This is a genomic window from Scytonema hankhaensis NUACC26, assembly GCF_045865695.1.
In the GTDB taxonomy this organism is placed as follows: Bacteria; Cyanobacteriota; Cyanobacteriia; order Cyanobacteriales; family Nostocaceae; genus Scytonema.
This window is the reverse complement of record NZ_BAACAP010000153.1, coordinates 20,401-38,910: the sequence shown is the minus strand read 5'-3', so window position 1 is coordinate 38,910 and position 18,510 is coordinate 20,401. Positions and strand designations below refer to the sequence as shown.

16 protein-coding genes and 2 pseudogenes are annotated in these 18,510 nt (G+C 42.4%); 6 read left to right on the top strand and 12 right to left on the bottom strand.

Features of this window, described 5'->3' with window-relative positions; translation table 11 throughout:
• On the bottom strand, positions 1 to 612 hold a 612-nt coding region (locus tag ACKTT2_RS11410; RefSeq protein WP_407886782.1), incomplete at its 3' end, for a hypothetical protein.
• Positions 613 to 780: 168 nt separating this feature from the next.
• Between ACKTT2_RS11410 and ACKTT2_RS11405 the strand changes: the two genes are divergently transcribed.
• Positions 781 to 1,890, top strand: coding sequence for an A/G-specific adenine glycosylase (locus tag ACKTT2_RS11405; protein WP_407886780.1), 1,110 nt, complete (start codon positions 781 to 783; stop codon positions 1,888 to 1,890).
• A gap of 987 nt (positions 1,891 to 2,877) precedes the next feature.
• On the opposite strand, the gene dxs is transcribed toward ACKTT2_RS11405, so the two are convergent.
• Together dxs and ACKTT2_RS11395 are read right to left on the bottom strand one after the other, a co-directional pair.
• Positions 2,878 to 4,785, bottom strand: a complete 1,908-nt coding sequence (gene dxs, locus ACKTT2_RS11400) for a 1-deoxy-D-xylulose-5-phosphate synthase (RefSeq protein WP_407886777.1) — start codon at positions 4,783 to 4,785, stop codon at positions 2,878 to 2,880.
• Between the two features lie 180 nt (positions 4,786 to 4,965).
• Positions 4,966 to 5,691, bottom strand: a complete 726-nt coding sequence (locus tag ACKTT2_RS11395; RefSeq protein WP_407886776.1) for an S-layer homology domain-containing protein — start codon at positions 5,689 to 5,691, stop codon at positions 4,966 to 4,968.
• Positions 5,692 to 5,884: 193 nt separating this feature from the next.
• On the opposite strand from ACKTT2_RS11395, the gene rpiA reads away from it, so the two are divergent.
• Positions 5,885 to 6,595, top strand: coding sequence for a ribose-5-phosphate isomerase RpiA (gene rpiA, locus ACKTT2_RS11390; protein ID WP_407886774.1), 711 nt, complete (start codon positions 5,885 to 5,887; stop codon positions 6,593 to 6,595).
• A gap of 159 nt (positions 6,596 to 6,754) precedes the next feature.
• Here rpiA and ACKTT2_RS11385 read toward each other — a convergent pair whose 3' ends face one another.
• From ACKTT2_RS11385 to ACKTT2_RS11375, 3 genes are all read right to left on the bottom strand, one after another.
• Positions 6,755 to 8,296, bottom strand: a complete 1,542-nt coding sequence (locus ACKTT2_RS11385) for an MBOAT family O-acyltransferase (protein WP_407886771.1) — start codon at positions 8,294 to 8,296, stop codon at positions 6,755 to 6,757.
• A gap of 122 nt (positions 8,297 to 8,418) precedes the next feature.
• Positions 8,419 to 11,430 (bottom strand): DUF1574 family protein, encoded by a 3,012-nt coding sequence (locus ACKTT2_RS11380; protein WP_407886769.1) that lies wholly within the window; start codon positions 11,428 to 11,430, stop codon positions 8,419 to 8,421.
• A complete protein-coding gene (locus ACKTT2_RS11375) occupies positions 11,431 to 11,577 on the bottom strand; it encodes a hypothetical protein (RefSeq protein WP_407886767.1) in 147 nt (48 codons plus the stop codon).
• A 109-nt stretch (positions 11,578 to 11,686) separates the two neighbouring features.
• On the opposite strand from ACKTT2_RS11375, the gene ACKTT2_RS11370 reads away from it, so the two are divergent.
• The 3 genes from ACKTT2_RS11370 to ACKTT2_RS11360 all read left to right on the top strand — a co-directional run bounded on the left by ACKTT2_RS11370 (position 11,687) and on the right by ACKTT2_RS11360 (position 15,552).
• The gene (locus ACKTT2_RS11370) at positions 11,687 to 11,923 is read left to right on the top strand and encodes a hypothetical protein (protein WP_407886765.1); all 237 of its coding nucleotides are present in this window, start codon (positions 11,687 to 11,689) and stop codon (positions 11,921 to 11,923) included.
• Positions 11,924 to 12,028: 105 nt separating this feature from the next.
• Positions 12,029 to 15,205: a phosphoenolpyruvate carboxylase gene (locus ACKTT2_RS11365; RefSeq protein WP_407886763.1), complete on the top strand. Its 3,177-nt coding sequence runs from the start codon at positions 12,029 to 12,031 to the stop codon at positions 15,203 to 15,205.
• A 95-nt stretch (positions 15,206 to 15,300) separates the two neighbouring features.
• Complete coding sequence (locus ACKTT2_RS11360) at positions 15,301 to 15,552, top strand: hypothetical protein (protein ID WP_407886761.1); 252 nt, start codon at positions 15,301 to 15,303, stop codon at positions 15,550 to 15,552.
• Positions 15,553 to 15,644: 92 nt separating this feature from the next.
• On the opposite strand, the gene ACKTT2_RS11355 is transcribed toward ACKTT2_RS11360, so the two are convergent.
• On the bottom strand, positions 15,645 to 16,028 hold the full coding sequence (locus ACKTT2_RS11355; RefSeq protein WP_407886759.1) for a hypothetical protein: 384 nt from the start codon (positions 16,026 to 16,028) through the stop codon (positions 15,645 to 15,647).
• Between the two features lie 264 nt (positions 16,029 to 16,292).
• On the opposite strand from ACKTT2_RS11355, the gene ACKTT2_RS11350 reads away from it, so the two are divergent.
• Positions 16,293 to 16,595 carry a small RNA NsiR4-regulated ssr1528 family protein gene (locus ACKTT2_RS11350; protein ID WP_407886757.1) on the top strand — a complete coding sequence of 101 codons (303 nt, stop codon included), beginning with the start codon at positions 16,293 to 16,295 and terminating at the stop codon, positions 16,593 to 16,595.
• A 114-nt stretch (positions 16,596 to 16,709) separates the two neighbouring features.
• Here ACKTT2_RS11350 and ACKTT2_RS11345 read toward each other — a convergent pair whose 3' ends face one another.
• The 5 genes and pseudogenes from ACKTT2_RS11345 to ACKTT2_RS11325 form a co-directional block, all read right to left on the bottom strand.
• Positions 16,710 to 17,012, bottom strand: coding sequence for a type II toxin-antitoxin system RelE/ParE family toxin (locus tag ACKTT2_RS11345; protein WP_407886755.1), 303 nt, complete (start codon positions 17,010 to 17,012; stop codon positions 16,710 to 16,712).
• Positions 17,009 to 17,275, bottom strand: coding sequence for a ribbon-helix-helix domain-containing protein (locus ACKTT2_RS11340; RefSeq protein ID WP_407886753.1), 267 nt, complete (start codon positions 17,273 to 17,275; stop codon positions 17,009 to 17,011). Before ACKTT2_RS11340 ends, ACKTT2_RS11345 begins: the two co-directional genes overlap by 4 nt.
• A gap of 257 nt (positions 17,276 to 17,532) precedes the next feature.
• A pseudogene (locus ACKTT2_RS11335) lies at positions 17,533 to 17,622 on the bottom strand (DNA-binding response regulator); the annotation flags it as partial.
• A 1-nt stretch (position 17,623) separates the two neighbouring features.
• Positions 17,624 to 17,737 (bottom strand): annotated as a pseudogene (locus ACKTT2_RS11330) (histidine kinase dimerization/phospho-acceptor domain-containing protein); the annotation flags it as partial.
• A gap of 127 nt (positions 17,738 to 17,864) precedes the next feature.
• Positions 17,865 to 18,464, bottom strand: coding sequence for a Maf family protein (locus ACKTT2_RS11325; RefSeq protein WP_407886751.1), 600 nt, complete (start codon positions 18,462 to 18,464; stop codon positions 17,865 to 17,867).
• Positions 18,465 to 18,510: the final 46 nt, after the last annotated feature.

The following is an 18,510-nucleotide window of genomic DNA, read 5'->3' as shown; positions in this document are numbered from 1 at the left end:
AATCACAAAACGTCGTGGCTGACTATTTTGTTTGCTAAGTTGTTCTACAGCCAAACCTGCTGCTTCAGAAATTCGTGGTGGTTGGTATTCTCTGCCATTCCCCACATATTTCCATCGTGTTGACTCTTTTCTCGGTTGATTCTGTTTATGTTTCTTGGTTTCAATTTGAATATCTTTTTGGGATACCTCTTGGGTACAAGCTTTTTCCAGCATTGTCTGAATCACCTCCACTGGTGTCCGACCCGTGGCTAGTTTGTAGAGCGCTGATGAGGAGAGGTTGTGCTCGATTTGTTCGAGTTGTGCGGTTGTAAAATTTCCCAGTATGGGTGCTAGCTTCAATAACTGGTTGGCAATGCTTGATGCCCATCCTAAAGAATCGGCTAAGGCTTGCGAGTATTGTTTGGGTTTGAGTTGTTCTTTGAGGAACAGCAGTAATTGCCCAATTTTGGCTGCTCCTATCAATAAGAAGGGATTTGTGCGTGCAATCTCACTGTTTACTTCTGCTATCAGGTCGTTTCCTGGTTTCGCAAGTTTACGGATAAGATGTTGAACTTCTTGTGCGGATGTTTTGAAAAAATCCCCAGCAGGAGCTGGTTCTGGCGCTTTAGTCATGCTATGATTACTCCAGAAGTATTATTAAAATAATTTTTTTCAAGGAAGTGCTCCTGAGGAACATGAGCGCTTCCTTGTTTGTTTATAATACAACAATAGGGAAATTTTTCTTGTAAAATTTTCTATAGAATTTTAAATTTTTCAGAGAAAAAACACTGTTTTTACGGCATGAATGAATGTCAGAATGCAAATGAATATGCTAAGGAACTCTTAGCTTGGTATGACAAACATCATAGACCTTTGCCTTGGCGTCAGAAGATAGACATTTATCACACTTGGGTGTGTGAGGTTATGAGTCAACAAACGACTTTAGCTGTTGTTATTCCCAAGTTTTCAGAATTTGTCAAGCAACTCCCCACAGTTTACGATCTTGCCGTTTGTGATGAAGACACGCTACGTCAATTGTGGTCGGGTCTGGGTTATTATGCTCGTGCTCGTAATTTAAAGAAAGGAGCGGTGTTTATTGCTGAAAAACTTGAAGGTCGTTTTCCTCAGTCATATAAGGAGTGGCTAGAAATTCCTGGTTGTGGTCTGTATACAGCATCTGTCATTGCAAGTGTTTGTTGTAATGAAAAGGTTGCTTGTGTTGATGGTAATGTGACGCGCGTTGTGAGTCGTTTGCTGGCTTTATCTAAAGATGTGTGGAGTTCTTCCGGTCAATCTATTATTCGAGATTTTGCTAAGAGCATAATTTCTGCCGAACGTCCCGGAGATTTTAATCAGGCAATGATGGAGTTGGGCGCAACTATTTGTCGTAAAACGAAACCACTCTGTTTGTTATGTCCGTTAAGATCTCGTTGTTTAGCCTTTGAAAAGAATTGTACTGAACTTTGTCCTCCTCAGAAACCCAGACGCGATGTAGTAGATGTAGAATTATTCGCTGCGATCGTTTGGAGAAAGGCAACTGATACACTCGCTTTTGTGGAAAGAGAAAAAGGATTTTTAGCTCATACTATTGGGTTTCCATTAATGAGTGAACTTGAAGTGTTAGAAGTCAAAACAAAGTTAAAATCTCTCGAACATCTACAACTTGTGGAATTACCCAGCACATTTGCTCATAGTATTACCCATCATCGAATTTCAGGCAATGCTTTTGTTGTGGAGATTGAGGATTCAAAGAGTGATACGGTAGAAGAGGTTTGGCAGAAACTGGGTTTGCCACAACCTTTTTACTGGGTTGCAAGAGATGCGATCGCAACAAAACTGGCTACGTCTTTAGACAAAAAAATTTTTCAGCTGGCTGCAAAGTTCTTGTGTCAGTTCTTGCGATCGTCCTAACTCAAAATTACAACGCTATACTGACGTTATAGTTAAAAAGTAATTACGCCTAAAGATTAGAGTCAATACTTCAATCCGTAGTTTTACACCTTTTCAACTCGTCCACTTTGCTTATAAAGGAGCGCTTGGTCAGCAAGGTATTCCTGGATATAGTCGGCTGCTGTCTGAAGTCAAATCAGGTAAAACGAGTGTAGAATCTTTAGTGAAAGCTGGCATTACTGTAGGTAGAGTTTCACCTGATGCCTTGAGCGATCGAGGGTATTTGAATGGTGTAGCTACCCAACTTCAACGTATAAGCCCACTCTAGATCCATTGGTAACAATTTAAAATAATATTAATTTTGTCAATTAGTAATTCTGCTGGAATTTGAAGAATCAGGTATTAAATTTATCTTTATACTTAAGTGAGAACACACAAGTGAATGATGAGAGCAAAGATGAGACGATCGCCAAGCGAAAAATCATGTTTTTCATCACGGTTTTTTCCTTGTTCTTCAGTCTTTATACCAATTCTCTATATTAAAGCAACAGATTGAGATCCCCCCTAGCCCCCCTTAAAAAGGCTGCGGTGTACACACAAGTCTTCTAAAAGTGCTTTCTTGCATTTTCGATCCCCCCTAGCCCCCCTTAAAAAGGGGGGAAAATCTTGAAAGTCCCCCTTTTTAAGGGGGATTTAGGGGGATCTTGAAAGATGTGTGTACACCGTAGCCTTAAAAAGGGGGGAAAGTACTTCAAGTCCCCCTTTTTAAGGGGGATTTAGGGGGATCGTGTATAGCAATCATTTGGAGAATTAGTATTAGATATTATTGACAAATACATCACAACCTTAACTTGTCACTAATGCTCTAGATCTGTGTTCTTTGTCAAAATAGTTTTGGGCAATATAATTTCTGACGATGCCCAATTTAACTTGTTAAGATCCCCGACTTCTTCCTTCAAAAAGTCGGGGATTTTAAAGTTGCGTCAAATCAACGTAGCGAACCTAATGTTAACTGACAGTAGAAAGTTCGCGTTTAAAGAAAGCTTGTAAAACTCTGTCAGCAATTTGGGGACTTGTTAAACCTAATGCGGCTTTTGATTCGTTAGGTTCGGCATGGTCTACCAACAAATCGGGTATACCGATGCGCTTAACAGGAACGACTATATCAGCATCTAAAAGCGCTTCTGCAACTGCCGATCCGAAGCCTCCCGGAATACAGCCTTCTTCTAAAGTGACAACTCGTCCAATTTTCTTGGCAAGTGGGAAAATTAATTCTGTATCTAAAGGCTTGGCGAAACGCGCATTTACTACAGTTGCTTCAATACCGTGTTCGCTAAGAATTTCAGCAGCTTGCATTGCTGGTTGTACCATAGTGCCATAGCCAAGGAGCAACACATCATCTCCAGTACGAAGAATTTCCCCTTTACCAATTTCTAAAGGTTCCCAGCCTTCTTCCATCAAAGGAACACCATAACCACTGCCACGGGGGAACCGCATTGCAATTGGTCCGGATGTATGATTAATACCCGTAACTACCATCCGTTGCAATTCTGCCTCATCTTTAGGTGCCATGAGTACCATGTTGGGAATACAACGTAGATAGGAAATATCATACATTCCCTGGTGTGTCGGACCGTCAGCACCAACAATTCCTGCCCTATCCATACAGAAGAACACTGGCAGGTTTTGGATGCAAACATCATGAATGATTTGGTCGAAGGCGCGTTGTAAGAAAGTAGAGTAGATAGCGACTACCGGACGCATACCTTCAGATGCTAGCCCAGCTGCTAAAGTCACAGCATGCTGTTCGGCAATGCCTACATCTATATATTGATTGGGTAGCTTGGCTTGCAATTTATCTAACCCCGTTCCCGTTGCCATTGCGGCAGTAATACCAATAATTTTGGGGTTTTGTTCGGCAAGCTTAACTAAAGTGTGGGCAAAAACTTTGTTGTAACCGGGTGGCTTGGGCTTATTGGAGGGAACTGCTTTCCCTGTCGTTAAGTTAAAGGGAACTTGGGCATGATAGCCAACTTTGTCTTGTTCGGCAATTTCATAACCTTTGCCCTTGACGGTTGCAACGTGTACTAGAACCGGACCTGGTATTTGATGCGCTTGCTGGAAAGTAGCAATCAATTCCTCTAAATTGTGTCCGTCTACAGGTCCAATGTAAGTAAAGCCCAGTTCTTCAAAGACAGCCCCTACCTTGGGTACAGCCAAACGCTTCATCCCTTCCTTAATGCGTTCTAATTCGGGTGAAAGGGATTCTCCAACAAAGGGAATGTGCTTGACTTGTTCCTCAAAATTATCTTTAAGGAACTGTACGGGCGGACTCAGACGCATTTTGTTTAAGTAGCGGGGAATCGCACCAACATTGGGAGAGATGGACATTTCATTGTCGTTCAGGACAACCAGCAGGTTAGTCTTGGGCAAATGTCCGGCGTGGTTGATAGCTTCTAATGCCATACCACCAGTCAGCGCACCGTCACCAATGATCGCGGCAACTTTAAACTTTTCTCCTTTGAGATCCCTTGCTAAAGCCATGCCCAATCCAGCAGAGATACTGGTGGAAGCGTGTCCCGCACCAAAGTGATCGAATTTACTTTCACATCTCTTGAGATAGCCAGCAATTCCATCTTTTTGCCGCAAAGTATGAAAGTTCGCGTAGCGTCCTGTAATGAGTTTGTGAGGATAAGCTTGGTGTCCTACATCCCAGATAACCTTATCGCGGTCTAAATCCAGCGTTTGGTAAAGCCCTAGGGTCAATTCTACAACTCCCAAACCAGGTCCGAGGTGTCCTCCAGTTGCTGCTACAGTTTGAAGATGTTTATCTCGAATCTGACGGGCAATTTGTTGTAACTGGCGAATCGACAAACCATGCAGTTGGTTGGGATGAGTAATTTCACTCAGGTGCATAACTATAGGGTTTTCCTCTCTACTTTTTGTATTTCTGATTTTCCCATGGTGGGGTTGTCAGATTATTGAGTCGCGATCGAACAGTTACAAAAAAGAACTAAACGGCAAAAAACAGCAGGATAACAGAAATATTCTCCCTCGTCTACCAAGTCTCTTTTGTTTCCGTTGTCTTTACTGTATCTAAGATTTGCGATCGCGTGCATCCGGAACTTCTGGAGTTTGCGGCTGCGGCTGTTGTCTGTGTAAATACTTGCTCAGAACATAAGCCATGTCTCCACGAGTCATAGGCTGTAATGGGGCGAGATTACCTTGTTCGTCGGTATTGACAAATCCCTCGCTAGCTGCTGTGGCAAGTGCTTTCCTCGCCCAAGTTGGAATAGACGCCGCATCCGGATAGGATGCAAGAATCTCATTGACTGTTTCATCAGGAAATTGAAAAACGCCGTAAGCTTGTGCAAAAATCGCTAAAGCCTCCGCTTTTGTAACTCTTTGGTTTGGGAAGAATAAATTTCCCCGATAACCCTTCATAATATCAGTTTTTAAAACTATTTGAACATCTTTAAACGCCGGGTTGGAGGGAGATACGTCAGTCACTTTGAAATTTTCTTTGGTAGCTGCTTGTCGTTTATCCAGTCGAAATGCTTTTACCATAATCGAAGCTAATTCCGCCCGACTCACAAACCGTTCTGGGTAAAAATTTCCATCAGGGGCATTAGACATCAATTTGGCAGCAACGACTTGTGCTACTGGATCTGATGATTGTTCGGTGTTGGCTTGCTCGAGTGCGTTCGCGAAGCGGCTGCTTTGCAGCATCGCCTTTGGCGCAAGCCGTACCCAGCTTATCGCTACATTGGGAGAATATTGTAGTAGTGCGACTAATGAGAGAGTACTTAGAAGCTGACGCATAATTGTATACACTTTAAGCAACTACTGCTCTGCAAAAACTTATTCAGTGACGGATTTCTACTTAGTATTGTTGCCTACTACATAACACTACAGCAGTTTTCAAGGTCTAGAGCATTGACTAGATAGCACTTTTGCTCATCTCGACCTTTTTCCTTTAACCTAAACTATAGTTCACGTTTGAGGAGCCTTGGGAATGACCGCAGCAGCAGACCCCGTTAAGTTGATGAAGCAAGAAGTCGGTAAAGCAGCCGCCGCTTTGGTAGAATCAGGTTCTATAGTTGGGTTGGGTACGGGGTCAACGACAGCATACGCAATTCAGTTTTTAGGCGATCGCCTTAAGTCTGGTGAAATAAAAGATATTGTTGGCGTCCCCACCTCATTTCAAGCCGAGGTACTGTCCAAACAGTATGGTATCCCGCTAACCACTCTAGACGCTATCGATCGCATTGACATAGCCATTGACGGTGCAGATGAAGTCGATCCTCAAAAAAACTTAATCAAAGGTGGTGGTGCAGCCCACACTCGTGAAAAAGTTGTTGATTACCTAGCAAACCGATTTATTGTCGTTGTCGATAGTGGTAAATTAGTAGACCGATTGGGTTCTGTATTTGCTGTACCAGTGGAAGTTATCCCAATGGCGATCGCACCTGTGACAAGAGCCATTGAGAAATTAGGCGGTAAACCAGAACTCCGCATGGGTGTTAAAAAAGCAGGTCCCGTCATTACCGACCAAGGAAACATGGTAATTGATGTCAAATTCGACATAATTAGCGACCCAGTTAACCTTGAGAAAACACTTAACAATATTCCTGGAGTGTTGGAGAATGGAATTTTTGTCAATTGTGTCGATTTAGTGTTGATTGGTGAAGTTAAAGACAGTCAACCGATAGTTCGGCAGTTGTAATAGTAAACCATAAGTAGTTTTTACCCCCCTTAATCCCCCCTTATAAAGGGGGGAAACTGAATTTCTAATTTCCAGTCCAGTTCCCTCCCCAATGCATCGGGGAGGGTTAGGGTGGGGTAAAACTAACGCTAAGACCTCAATCTATTTATAATGTTATAGTTAAAAATCAAAGTAGATGTAAGGTAAACTGCCATCTGGAGCAAGCAGCCAAACACCGTATAAACATAAAGGTACAAACACAAGCTTGACAGGCCAATTAAACTGTAACTTCACAGTCTGCTTGAAAGCATAAACTACAGCCATAAGCGTAGCTAAAACAGCCAAAAGAACCATCACTTGAAACTGACTGATATTGAGGACTTCTACATATACCTTTTGAGCAAATTGGGCATCGGCTGGGTAACCGAAAAGATGCTGAAAGACTAAAGAGGAATCATTTAAATTTGGCAACCGGAACCAAATCCATGATGCGAACACCATCAGTTGCGTGAGTAACCAAGCCAAAAACGTACCGAGTGGCTTGTGCCAAAAGTTCTCTAAATCCTCATTGCGATCGCTAAATGCATCTGTGAGACGGTGAACAACCAAAGCTAACCCGTGAAATAAACCCCAAACAACAAAACCTAATGCCGCTCCATGCCAGATGCCAGCAATTAACATAATAATCAGTAAATTCAAGCAAGTCCGATCCAATCCCTGACGAGAGCCTCCCAAAGGAAAATACAGATAATTTCTCAACCAATCACCCAAAGTCATGTGCCAGCGTCGCCAAAAATCAGCAATGCTAGTACTGAAATAAGGAGACTTAAAATTTTCTGGTAAAACCAAACCGAATAGCATCGCACTACCACGGGCAATATCAACATAGCCACTAAAATCTAAGTACAATTGCAAGCCATAAGCAAATGTTGCTAACCATAAATCCAAGCTACCTGCCCTTGGTAAATTACCAAAACACACATCCACAAAAATACCTAAATGGTCTGCAAAAATCCGTTTTTTTGCAGCACCTCTAGCAATGAGCCACAGCCCTTCTGCAACCAAATCTGGACTTGGAAAGCGAAGATTTTGAAGTTGGTTGCTTAAAGTATGAAACCGAGTAATTGGCCCCGAAATGAGTTTGGTAAAGAAAAATTTATAAACTGTAAATTTTAGAAAATCCTTAGTAGCAGGCGCACCACGATAGACATCAACCAAATAAGCAATACACTCAAAGGTGAAAAAAGAAATTCCTAAAGGAGCAATTAATTTTAAAGAGTCAGTAGTAGAATTTGTAGGGACGGAATTATGAAATAGGAAATTCAAGCTAGGCTGCAAATACTTAAAACCAAGAAGTAGTAAAACATTTAAAGCTATACCAAACCACAGAAGATTTAAACGACGACGATTCCAATCAACTTGAGCAAAACGCCAATCTTCATTAGAGAGCTGCCAATCTACATTATGTTGTCCGGGAGAAGTACTTTCACTAATTTCTCGTCCCAAGCGAAAGTTAATATAAATTAATGCAAATAATAGAGGAATGTACTGAACTTGTGTAGCCAACACTGTTGTGTTAGAATTACCTTCACCTAAGGAAGCATAAAAAACAACACTAGCAATAAGTAAAGTCCATAGGCGCAACTTCTGTTGCCCAACAGACCAGTAGATTCCTAATACACTGAGCAAAAATAGCCCGTATAAAATAGATATTAAATTCATCTTTTGTTGGTTGTTAGTGGTTAGTTGTTAGTTGTTAGTTGTTGGTAGTTGGTCACTGGTCACTGTTTACTGGTCACTGGTCACTGGTCACTGGTCACTGGTCACTGTTTACTGGTCACTGTTTACTGAACTGACCAAGGAATCATTGCGTCTTTAGCTAGTTTTTTAGAGGCTTCATATGCGCCATATCGATTGAGATGGCTGGGATCGGAAAATAAACTATTGGCTTTGAGCCAAGTTTGACTTAAATCTCGATAGATAAAGTTTGGGCGCTCGGATAAGCTCAACATATAGTTCTGAAATTCTTTCTCATACTTTGAGCGCATGGGGTCGAGATACTCAGCAGTGAGAGGCATATTCACAAACACGAGGGAAATATTGTGAGCTTCGGTCAATTCGAGTATCGATCGCAAAGCTGTCTCTTGTTCCCCTTGAAGGTTGAAAGATTTGTAGTCGTTATCATAACTACCAGGAACTTTTGGATGTTTGCTGTAGTATTGGTCGGGTTGAAAGCGGATGGATAAAGATAAGAATCCATCAAAATCAACTGCTTGTTGTAAATTCTCCTCGGTAGATTCAGTTTGATTTAATTCCGCGCTATTTGATACTAAGCCACTATTTAATCCTGGTAGAGATTTGAGTTGTTGGTTCAAAAGTTGTTTGAGTCGGTCTCTTTGTTGGTAACTAGCAGATAAATTCCCTATTCCTTGACTAAGCCATTCATCAACAGCTTTGTAGCCAAGACTAGTTTCTTTTTTAGTTTGTTTTTTATCGGTATCTTCACCCTCACTCTTATTAGATTGTGCTTTTTCTAAAACTTTTTGATATCCAGGTGATGATGTAATTGTTTGAAAAGTTAGATCTTCCCGACCGCTGTTAAAAGCACGTGAACCATCAGCCCAAAGAATGAGTTTTGGCAGTTGCGAGCGCTCTAGAACTTGACGAAGGATAAAATCAACTACTTGTGCTGTAGCACCATTGATACCAAAGTTAAAGACATCGACATCCGAGTAACCTTCTTTCTTTAAAGCTTGAGAAAGAGCTTCTGGATCTATTCCCCTGAGAGCACGGGAAGAACCAATAATCAACACATCAGGTGGGCTACCTTTTTTTTGCAGACGATGTTTGTAAAGAACGAGTTGTTCGTCTAATTGACGAGCATTAAAAGTTGGCATTTGCGATCGCGCTGCCAAAAGAATAGCAGTTGTATTTGCCCTTGGTTTGTTAGGTACAGTTTCTATACTATTATCTTGGCGATCGTCGCTTGCTTGAATAAATCCCGAATGATTAAAACCATCGTGTTTGTGTTGTTTACGTGAGAGCTTTGCTTTAGACGTATTTGTAAAAAAGATTGAACTTTCACCCTGCTCGTTACCGTTGTTCTTAGAAACCCCAGAGGTAGCAGATGTCATAACTGCCACTGTTGGAGTTGGTGGTGTGTTGCGAGCAATGATTCTCCCTAAAACCCAATCAGATTGTAATGTAAGAATTAAGCCAAGCGCTCCCCAGACTAAAGCCACGCGAATTCCTTGAGAATCGGCTGCTTCTTCTTGGATTTGGTCTTTGTCAGCAAATAAATGCGTTCCAATAAGAAACTTTCTGACAGAAGTACTCCAATCCCGTGCAACTTCTGTAACAAAAATTTGAACTTCCTCCGGTGTTAAATCCGGGCGCAGAACTGGTTCGCCCTCTGTAGCGGGAAGCAGTTCGCCAATATATGCAGAAGTTGCAGCAAACTCTGGAGTTGCTTCTGGTACTAGACGCTGGCGTTCTTCAAAATCAACACCGTAGTTCCAGAAAGGTTCTTTATTACCAGCCCGCCGTCCGTATATCCGTATTCCTCCAACATCAGAAATTTTTAACTGACGTACAAACTGGGCAATTTTGCCTGCAACTTGTTTGCGTGAGGGACACACGGGTGCGTCACACATAACGTGTAACAAATCTTCTTTGCGCCGTAGGAGTACGCGAAGACCACCTGTTTTCAAACGTAAATCTAAATCGGGATTGAGCAGACGTTCGAGTAAGAAAACAAGCGCGGGTTCATCTCCTGCTGTTGCCAACTCTAAAGCTGATGTTGCAAAATTGGGATTCTCAGTAGCAGGTAAAGTAGACCAATCGACCCAAGCTGGTTTGTTATCTCGAGCTGTTTTGCGTCCGTATATAGCAGCAGCCACAATACCTTGAGGGGCTATACCTTGCAAAAGCGGTTTGATTTTTGCCAAACACAATGCCTGTTCTGGTACAGCAGCAGTGCCTAACGGGTCGAAAGCCGGGGTACAGAAGATATGCAGCGTTGTTTCTTTGAGAGTCGCTTTTACAGCAACCTTCAACTCTGCTAAAGTCTCATTAAGCAGCATTGAAATTGCCTGTATATCCCCCCAACGCGCCCATTCTCGAAGCATCACCTCTGATGGTGTCAAATCTACCCGCAACAGCCAATCTAAGGCAGGTTCGCCACTCACTCGCGAAGCGATCGCGGCATCTTTGTAGCCAGAAAGTTTTAGATGGCGTAATTTTTGAGCTATTGGTTCGCCAATTAAAGATGGATCGGGGCTGTAACTCGATTGGCAGAATACCCATAGGCGGCTTTCTTTCTGGTTGCTTTGTCCTGTTACCTTCTGCTGAATAACCCTAACCTCAACGGATATCCCAAAAGCACTCATGGTTTCGCTGAGGTAACGCGCAATGGCATCTGGATTTCCTTGGCGTGCTAAACTCTCGTTAGACACAATCAGCGCCCCGCCCGGACTGACTGCTGCTGGTTTTTTCATGCCAGATTTTTCAGCGTCTCGTAACAGCGATTGATGCACCTGTTTGAGATGCCGATCCAATTGATTGAGATGTACCCTGTGGCACCATTCGGGTTTCTTTTCCCCTTTTCGGCGTCCGTAGACGAGAACTTGGTAAATTGCGGGTTGCTCTGCACTTGTCAGCACATCCAAATCTGTTTGCTGTAGTGCTCTAAGCAAGTCAGACAGAGTTTGCCACTTTTGAGGGCATTCCGATCCTTCACAGAGAATGTGCAGGTCATTTCCTCGCAATCGGATTTTTACCCCGAAAGTGCTAATCCCCGTTGCTTGGCTGACCCATTGCAACAAGGATTGCTGACTCACTGGTAAGAGTTTGTTCATCTAAAAACCTCCGGCGATCGGAGAAACCGCGTGTTTTTTGCTGATTGGCAAACTAGCCACTGATTTAGTACCTAATTCCCAATTTTTAATTGCTAATCCCTTGTAAACTAGAACCATAGAAGCACAATATGTAACTTTTTTTAACACTTCTGTTACCTTCTTTTCTCAGAAAATCGGCAAAGATAGGGCAGAGCGTCTGCCTTCTATTGATTTTTTCGTTTCATTGCTTTTATTCTTTTTACAGGAAGAAATACCAATGCCGTCCATCAACTCTAAACCTTCTTCTGACACTGGATTAGACTTATTTTTGTTTACCATACCTCAGTATGCCCTCTTACAAGTTGGTACAGCGTCTATACTACTGCTGTTACTAGCTTCAAAAACCACCGTAGAAACCCTGTATGCGATCGGTGAAGCTAGTGAAGAATTGTTTCGAGGCGATCGCCTCCCCATTCTCAACTTCCCCGAGCGAAACGAAACCGATAAAAGTTAGAAAAGATACGCTGACCGTTAAAAATTCTGTGGCAAACTCCATGACGAGAAATCTCCAGAGTCGATAAACACTTAAAGATATTATTTTCCTTAACCCACTAAAGGTATGAGTTTTGTTTTATACTCTTCTGCATCTCAGGATGTCAATATCTACCCTGCCTCCGAAATGTTTCTACGCCATCGCCTCCAAATTGTAGAGGATTTGTGGGAGTCAGTGCTTCGACAAGAATGCGGTCAAAAGATGGTGGACTTACTACGGCAACTGCGAGATTTATGTTCGCCAGAAGGACAAGCAATAGATAACCAAGCCTCCTCTGTATCTAAGTTAATCGAACAACTCAATATTAATGAAGCAATTCGGGCAGCTCGTGCCTTTGCATTATATTTTCAGCTGATTAATATCATAGAGCAGGATTACGAACAAAGACAGCAATTAAGCCGTTATGAGGTAGCTACAGAAGCAAAAACACAGGAAACTCTACCCAATTTTATTTATTCTTCCAATCAAGAAGAAGCTGAAGCACCACTGAACAGTGGATTGGGAGCAGATATTCTGACAAAAAGTTGGCAAGCAACTTCACAAGGAAAACAGAAAGGCACTTTTACAACTTTGTTTCCTCAGCTATTTCAGCTCAATGTACCGCCACAGCAAATTCAACGTCTGATTACACAATTAGACGTACAGTTGGTATTTACGGCTCATCCAACAGAAATCGTTCGTCATACAATTCGCGACAAACAGCGCCGAGTCGTACAGTTGTTACAACAGCTTGACGCCGTGGAAAAGCGCTCTTTTAACGATCAACATATCGCTGGGAATCCTTCGGTTTCAACTCCGTTCAGTCAAGACGCGCCGAAAGCTTGCTCGACAGGAGGCGGATATCCTTGGGAGGTAGAGGAATTACAATCCCAGTTGCTTGAGGAAATTCGCTTGTGGTGGCGCACTGACGAACTTCATCAGTTTAAGCCTTCGGTGCTAGATGAAGTAGACTATGCTTTGCATTACTTCCAAGAAGTGATTTTTGATGCAATTCCACATTTGTATAAACGCTTCAAATACGCTTTGGCTAACACTTTCTCATGGTTAGAACCACCAAGCAGAAACTTTTGTCGCTTTGGTTCTTGGGTGGGTGGGGATCGCGATGGCAATCCATCTGTGACGCCGGAAATCACTTGGCAAACAGCTTGTTATCAGCGCAATATCGTTCTGGAAAGGTATATCAAATCAATTAAGCAGCTAATTAATTTGCTCAGTTTATCGCTACACTGGAGCGATGTTTTGCCAGATTTACTGGAATCTTTGGAGTACGAACAGTCTCAATTAAGCGAAGTTTACGACAAACTGGCTTTGCGCTATCGTCAAGAACCTTATCGGTTAAAATTGTCCTACGTTCAAAAGCGGTTGGAAAATACACGCGATCGCAATTCGGCTCTTTACAAGGGCGAAAAAATAACGAACGAAAATTCTGGTCCGGCGTATCAATCGGGAGAAGAATTTTTAGCAGAATTGCGTTTGATAGAAAGGAACTTGACAGAAACAGGTTTAAGTTGTAGGGAATTAGAAAATCTTATTTGTCAGGTTGAAATTTTTGGTTTCAACTTAACACATCTGGATATTCGTCAAGAATCCACCCGTCACTCAGACACTTTAAATGAGATTTTGGAATATCTCGGAGTTCTGAAAGTTCCTTATAACGAGTTATCCGAAGAAGAAAGAGTAGCATGGTTGACAGCAGAACTTCAAACCCGCCGCCCATTAATTCCAGCAGAACTGCCATTTTCGGAAAAAACGAACGATGTCATTCAAACTTTACGGGTTGTGCGATCGCTCCAACAAGAGTTCGGACAAAATATCTGTCAAACATACATTATCAGTATGTGTCGTGAAGTCAGCGACGTACTGGAAGTGTTACTTTTAGCCAAAGAAGCAGGATTGTACGATCCCGGTACTGCTATCGGTACTATTCAAGTCGTTCCCCTGTTTGAAACAGTGGAAGATTTGCGTCGTTCAACTAGCATTATGAGCCAGCTTTTTGCATTACCCCTGTACCGTGCGTTGTTAGCAGGCGGCTTTGCAGCAGCAAAGACAGAAGATGAAAGAGTAACAGCTCCGTCCTCCCCCCCACTCCCCCACTCCCCCACTCCCACTCCCCCTCACTCTCCTTCCCCACTCACGCCTAATTTACAGGAAGTGATGCTAGGGTACTCCGATAGCAACAAAGATTCTGGTTTCTTAAGCAGTAACTGGGAAATTCATAAAGCTCAAAAATCTCTACAAACAGTCGCAGAAGCATATGGTGTCGCTTTACGGATTTTCCACGGACGGGGTGGTTCTGTGGGACGTGGTGGCGGTCCAGCATATGATGCTATCTTGGCTCAACCAGGACACAGTATCAACGGGCGGATCAAAATTACGGAACAGGGAGAGGTTTTAGCTTCTAAGTATTCGTTAAGAGACTTAGCACTGTATAATTTGGAAACAATTACCACTGCCGTAATTCAAGCAAGTTTGTTGCGAACTGGGTTTGATGATATTCAACCTTGGAATGAGATAATGGAAGAAATAGCAGCGCGATCGCGTACACACTACCGCGCTCTAATTTACGAGCAGCAGGATTTTATTGACTTCTTCCACCAAGTTACTCCCATTGAAGAAATCAGCCAACTACAAATTAGTTCCCGTCCGGCACGTCGCCCTTCTGGTAAAAAAGACTTAAGTAGCTTGCGAGCTATTCCTTGGGTGTTTAGCTGGACGCAAACCCGATTTTTGCTACCGTCCTGGTACGGTATGGGTACAGCCCTGCAAGAATTTTTAGACGAGGAACCAGAAGAACATCTGAAATTACTTCGGTATTTTTACATCAAGTGGCCCTTCTTTAAGATGGTTATTTCTAAAGCAGAAATGACTTTGGCAAAAGTAGACTTACAGATGGCGCGACATTATGTAGACGAATTGTCAGAACCGGAAGACAAAGCCCGTTTGGAAAAGGTTTTTGAGCAAATTGCCAGCGAGTACTATCTCACACGGAATTTTGTCTTGCAAATTACAGGGCATCAACGACTTCTAGATGGTGACCCCACACTGCAGCGTTCCGTACAACTCCGTAATGGTACTATTGTACCTTTAGGTTTTATACAAGTATCTCTCCTCAAACGCCTGCGTCAAGCCCGAAACAACGTGACTTCCGGAGTTATTCACTCTCGTTACAGCAAAGGCGAGTTATTGCGGGGAGCATTGTTAACAATTAATGGTATCGCCGCCGGAATGAGAAATACTGGTTGATGGTCATTGGTCAATAGTCATTGGTCATTGGTATTAACAAATGACAAAGGACAAATAACAAATGACAAAGGACAATAACAAATGACTAATGACAAATGACAAAAAAAATCCTAATCTGTACTTTTTTAGCTTTATTCTCAGGGTTTTTTGGTGGTTATGTAGGGGGGCAAATTACCCAGAGCCTTCACAATCAGAAATGCCAAAATCAACCTTGGGGATGGAAGCAGGTGTGTGGTGCTTGGACTACTCCAACCGCAATGTGGCAAGGCGGTACAACTGGATTGTGGACGGGAACTATCTTGGGGGCTTTCGTTGGTGGTTTGGTGACAAAGCAAATTAGGGAGTAGGAAATGGGGAACTCGGGGTCCCCTCTGGGGATAAGGGGCAATGGGGAATCTGTTCGTTGATGTCATTCCCAGTCCCTAGTCCCCAATCCCTATCATTCCGTTGGTGTAGCAGGTGTTTGTGGATAACTTAAAGCTTTCCAAGAGTTTGTGCTAGTATCGAAGCAACGCCAAGCTCCTGTAGAACTATCCCGGTAACAGAAAAGGGAGCGATCGCCAGCGTTAAAGTTATCGGTTAAAAAGTATACAATCCCTCTAAAAGGATAGATTTTGCGGCTCAGCCGTTTGGCTACTGCTTGGTTGGGACATTCTACGACAAACACTGGTTGTCCGTTCAAGTGGGCTAAGGAGAAAATACACATCCGCAGAATCGCTCTCAGCCAACTTTCAGAGTTATCAAAATAATCATCAATGATTTTGTTGGTTAGAGCTTTTTCTAAGGTACGGTCTTTTTTATAAGGAGTGTGAGGGTCTGACATAGCGCAACCTATTGCTTTACCGTTGGTTTGAGATTAAACCAAAAGCTCCAAAAGTGACAAGTATATAGCGATCGTTTGAGAAAAAAATAGTAAAATTACTTAAGTATAAGACAAAGAATAACTTCAGTAGAATCTGAATAACCTTGAAATTGCGTAAAATGTATAAACTAAAAAGCTACACGCTGTAAAAAGTTTATGGTTTAAGTATTTTACTGTATGCGATGCTTGGTAAAATTTACTGAGTAACTATGCTCTGGTTTCGCCATGACAACTGAAACTAACCAAAACGATGGAACGACTAAGGGTGCTGATGCAATTGATGAAGCGATCGCACGAGGAATTGATTTTGACGGTTCTCCCATTCCCCCGGCTAAGCTAGAACTGTATCAGAAGGTGATGGGGTTAGAAGCAAACAGACAGCGCAGTGGGGTATCAAATACAATGCGATCGCGCATCGTAAGAATTGGAGCAAAACACATTTCCCAAGCAGAACTCAATCAAATGCTTGAAGAAGCAGGTTTTGCACCTTTGAAAGAGAAAGAAATTGCTTTTTACTATAGTAAATAGTTAGTGATTAATAGTCGAGCTTCCTCCCCAAACTGAAGTTACAAATGAGGGAAAAAATCTTAAGCCTCTCTCCTCGTAGAAGAGAGGTTTTTAAAATATGCAAAAAATCCTTGCTTAATCATCATTTTCTGCAAACAAAGACTCTAAATCTCTGTAACCGCTAACTACACGTAAAATTTCAATTCCGCCATCTGTAACTCGGTAAAGAATAATGTAACCATTTAAAGGCACTCCCCGCAAATAATCCTTAATGTCGGCATAACTGCGTCCCATATTTGGGAAATTAGCAAGATTTCTACATTTTTTATTAAACTCATCAATAAAACGCTCCCCAGCATCAATATTACGACTCGTAAAATAATCAATAATTTCTTCCAAGTCTTGATTGGCTTTTGGGGAGATAATGTGTTGTTTCATCCTTGATTCTCTCTAGCTTTACGCAATTTCTCTCGCAGTCGCTCAACTACAACTTCCCCGTCAATACCTTCACCTCTATCTAACTGTTCCGCAGCGACTTCTACTTTTTTACGGGTTTCCTCAACCCAATTTTGATAGCCTTTTTCCCACTCCCTCAATAGTTTCAGTGCCTTACTAATAACTGCTTCCGGATTTTCGTATTTACCTCCAGCAATTTGTATTTGAATAAATTGCTCTTCTTCGGGCTTAAGTTGGATGTTCATAATTTTTATTTATTGTGGATTGGCTCTGTACCTCTATTATGGTGCAACAGTCTGTTATGGAGTTTTAGCTTCCTTTGGAGATGAGGCACAATCCAGCCGAAGTCTGTAAACCGATGAATGCCCACAAGCGTTGGCGAATCGCCGCGCAAATAATCCTGATTAACGCGGGCATGATTCTCTGCTACGTTGACCTCAACATAGTAGGCGCGGTCAACGCCTAAATGTTGACCCAGCAGCCGACTAGCTTCCGCCTGAGTTTGCAGTTGAGTTTCAACCCGTGCCATCAGTTCGCGAGCACTGAAGGGTTTGATTAAGTAATCATCAGCTCCCGCTTGGAGTCCTTCCACGCTCATAAACTGCTTGTATTCTGCCTGTTTCAATTCGGGAGAAGTCAAGTAAGGTATTGACTATTTTGTGCAATCTCATGGCATTTCGCTGAACAATCGCCAGTTGTTCGCGCTGTTCGGGCTGGAGTACACCGTGTATTCCTAAAGGGTATTAGCTGTAAGTTCTCAATTCTTTCGGCTAAGACAATTTTAGCTTAATCCAAAATTCATCTCATCACTCATCCTTTCGGATTGACTAACAATCAACAATTTTTCCAAAAATCTGTAATTTTATACCCTAGTTCCTCTATCATTTGCCGCAGTAGGGGTAAGCTTAATCCAATAACATTGCTGTGGCAACCTTCAATTTTCTCTACAAACAAACTACCATAACCTTCAAGTGCAAATGCACCAGCACATTTGAGAGGTTCTTCCGTAGCAACATAAGCATCAATGGTATCAAGATCGAGTTTTGCAAAGTAAACTCGTGTAACCTGATACCTTAACAAACTCACATTTTGAGAGACATCGATTAACGCATGACCCGTGTAGAGGTCGCCAAAACCTCCTTGCATTTTCTGCCACCGTTGGCGTGCTTCTTCTGGATTTGCAGGTTTGCCGTGAATTTCACCTCCCATATATAGAACAGAATCACAACCCATGATTAAAGCGTATTGAAACTGGGGAACTACAGTTGCTGCTTTTTGTTTCGCCAAAGTTTGCACGAGTTGTGCGGGATCGCTCAATTGAACTTGAGATTCATCGAAATCACTAGGACGAACTATGGCTTCAATTCCAATTGTCTGAAGAAGACGGCGGCGTGCAGGAGATGCAGACGCTAGTACAAAAGGTGGAGTGTTCATAAGAAATTGTTAGTTGTTAGTGGTTAGTTGTTAGTTGTTATCTAAC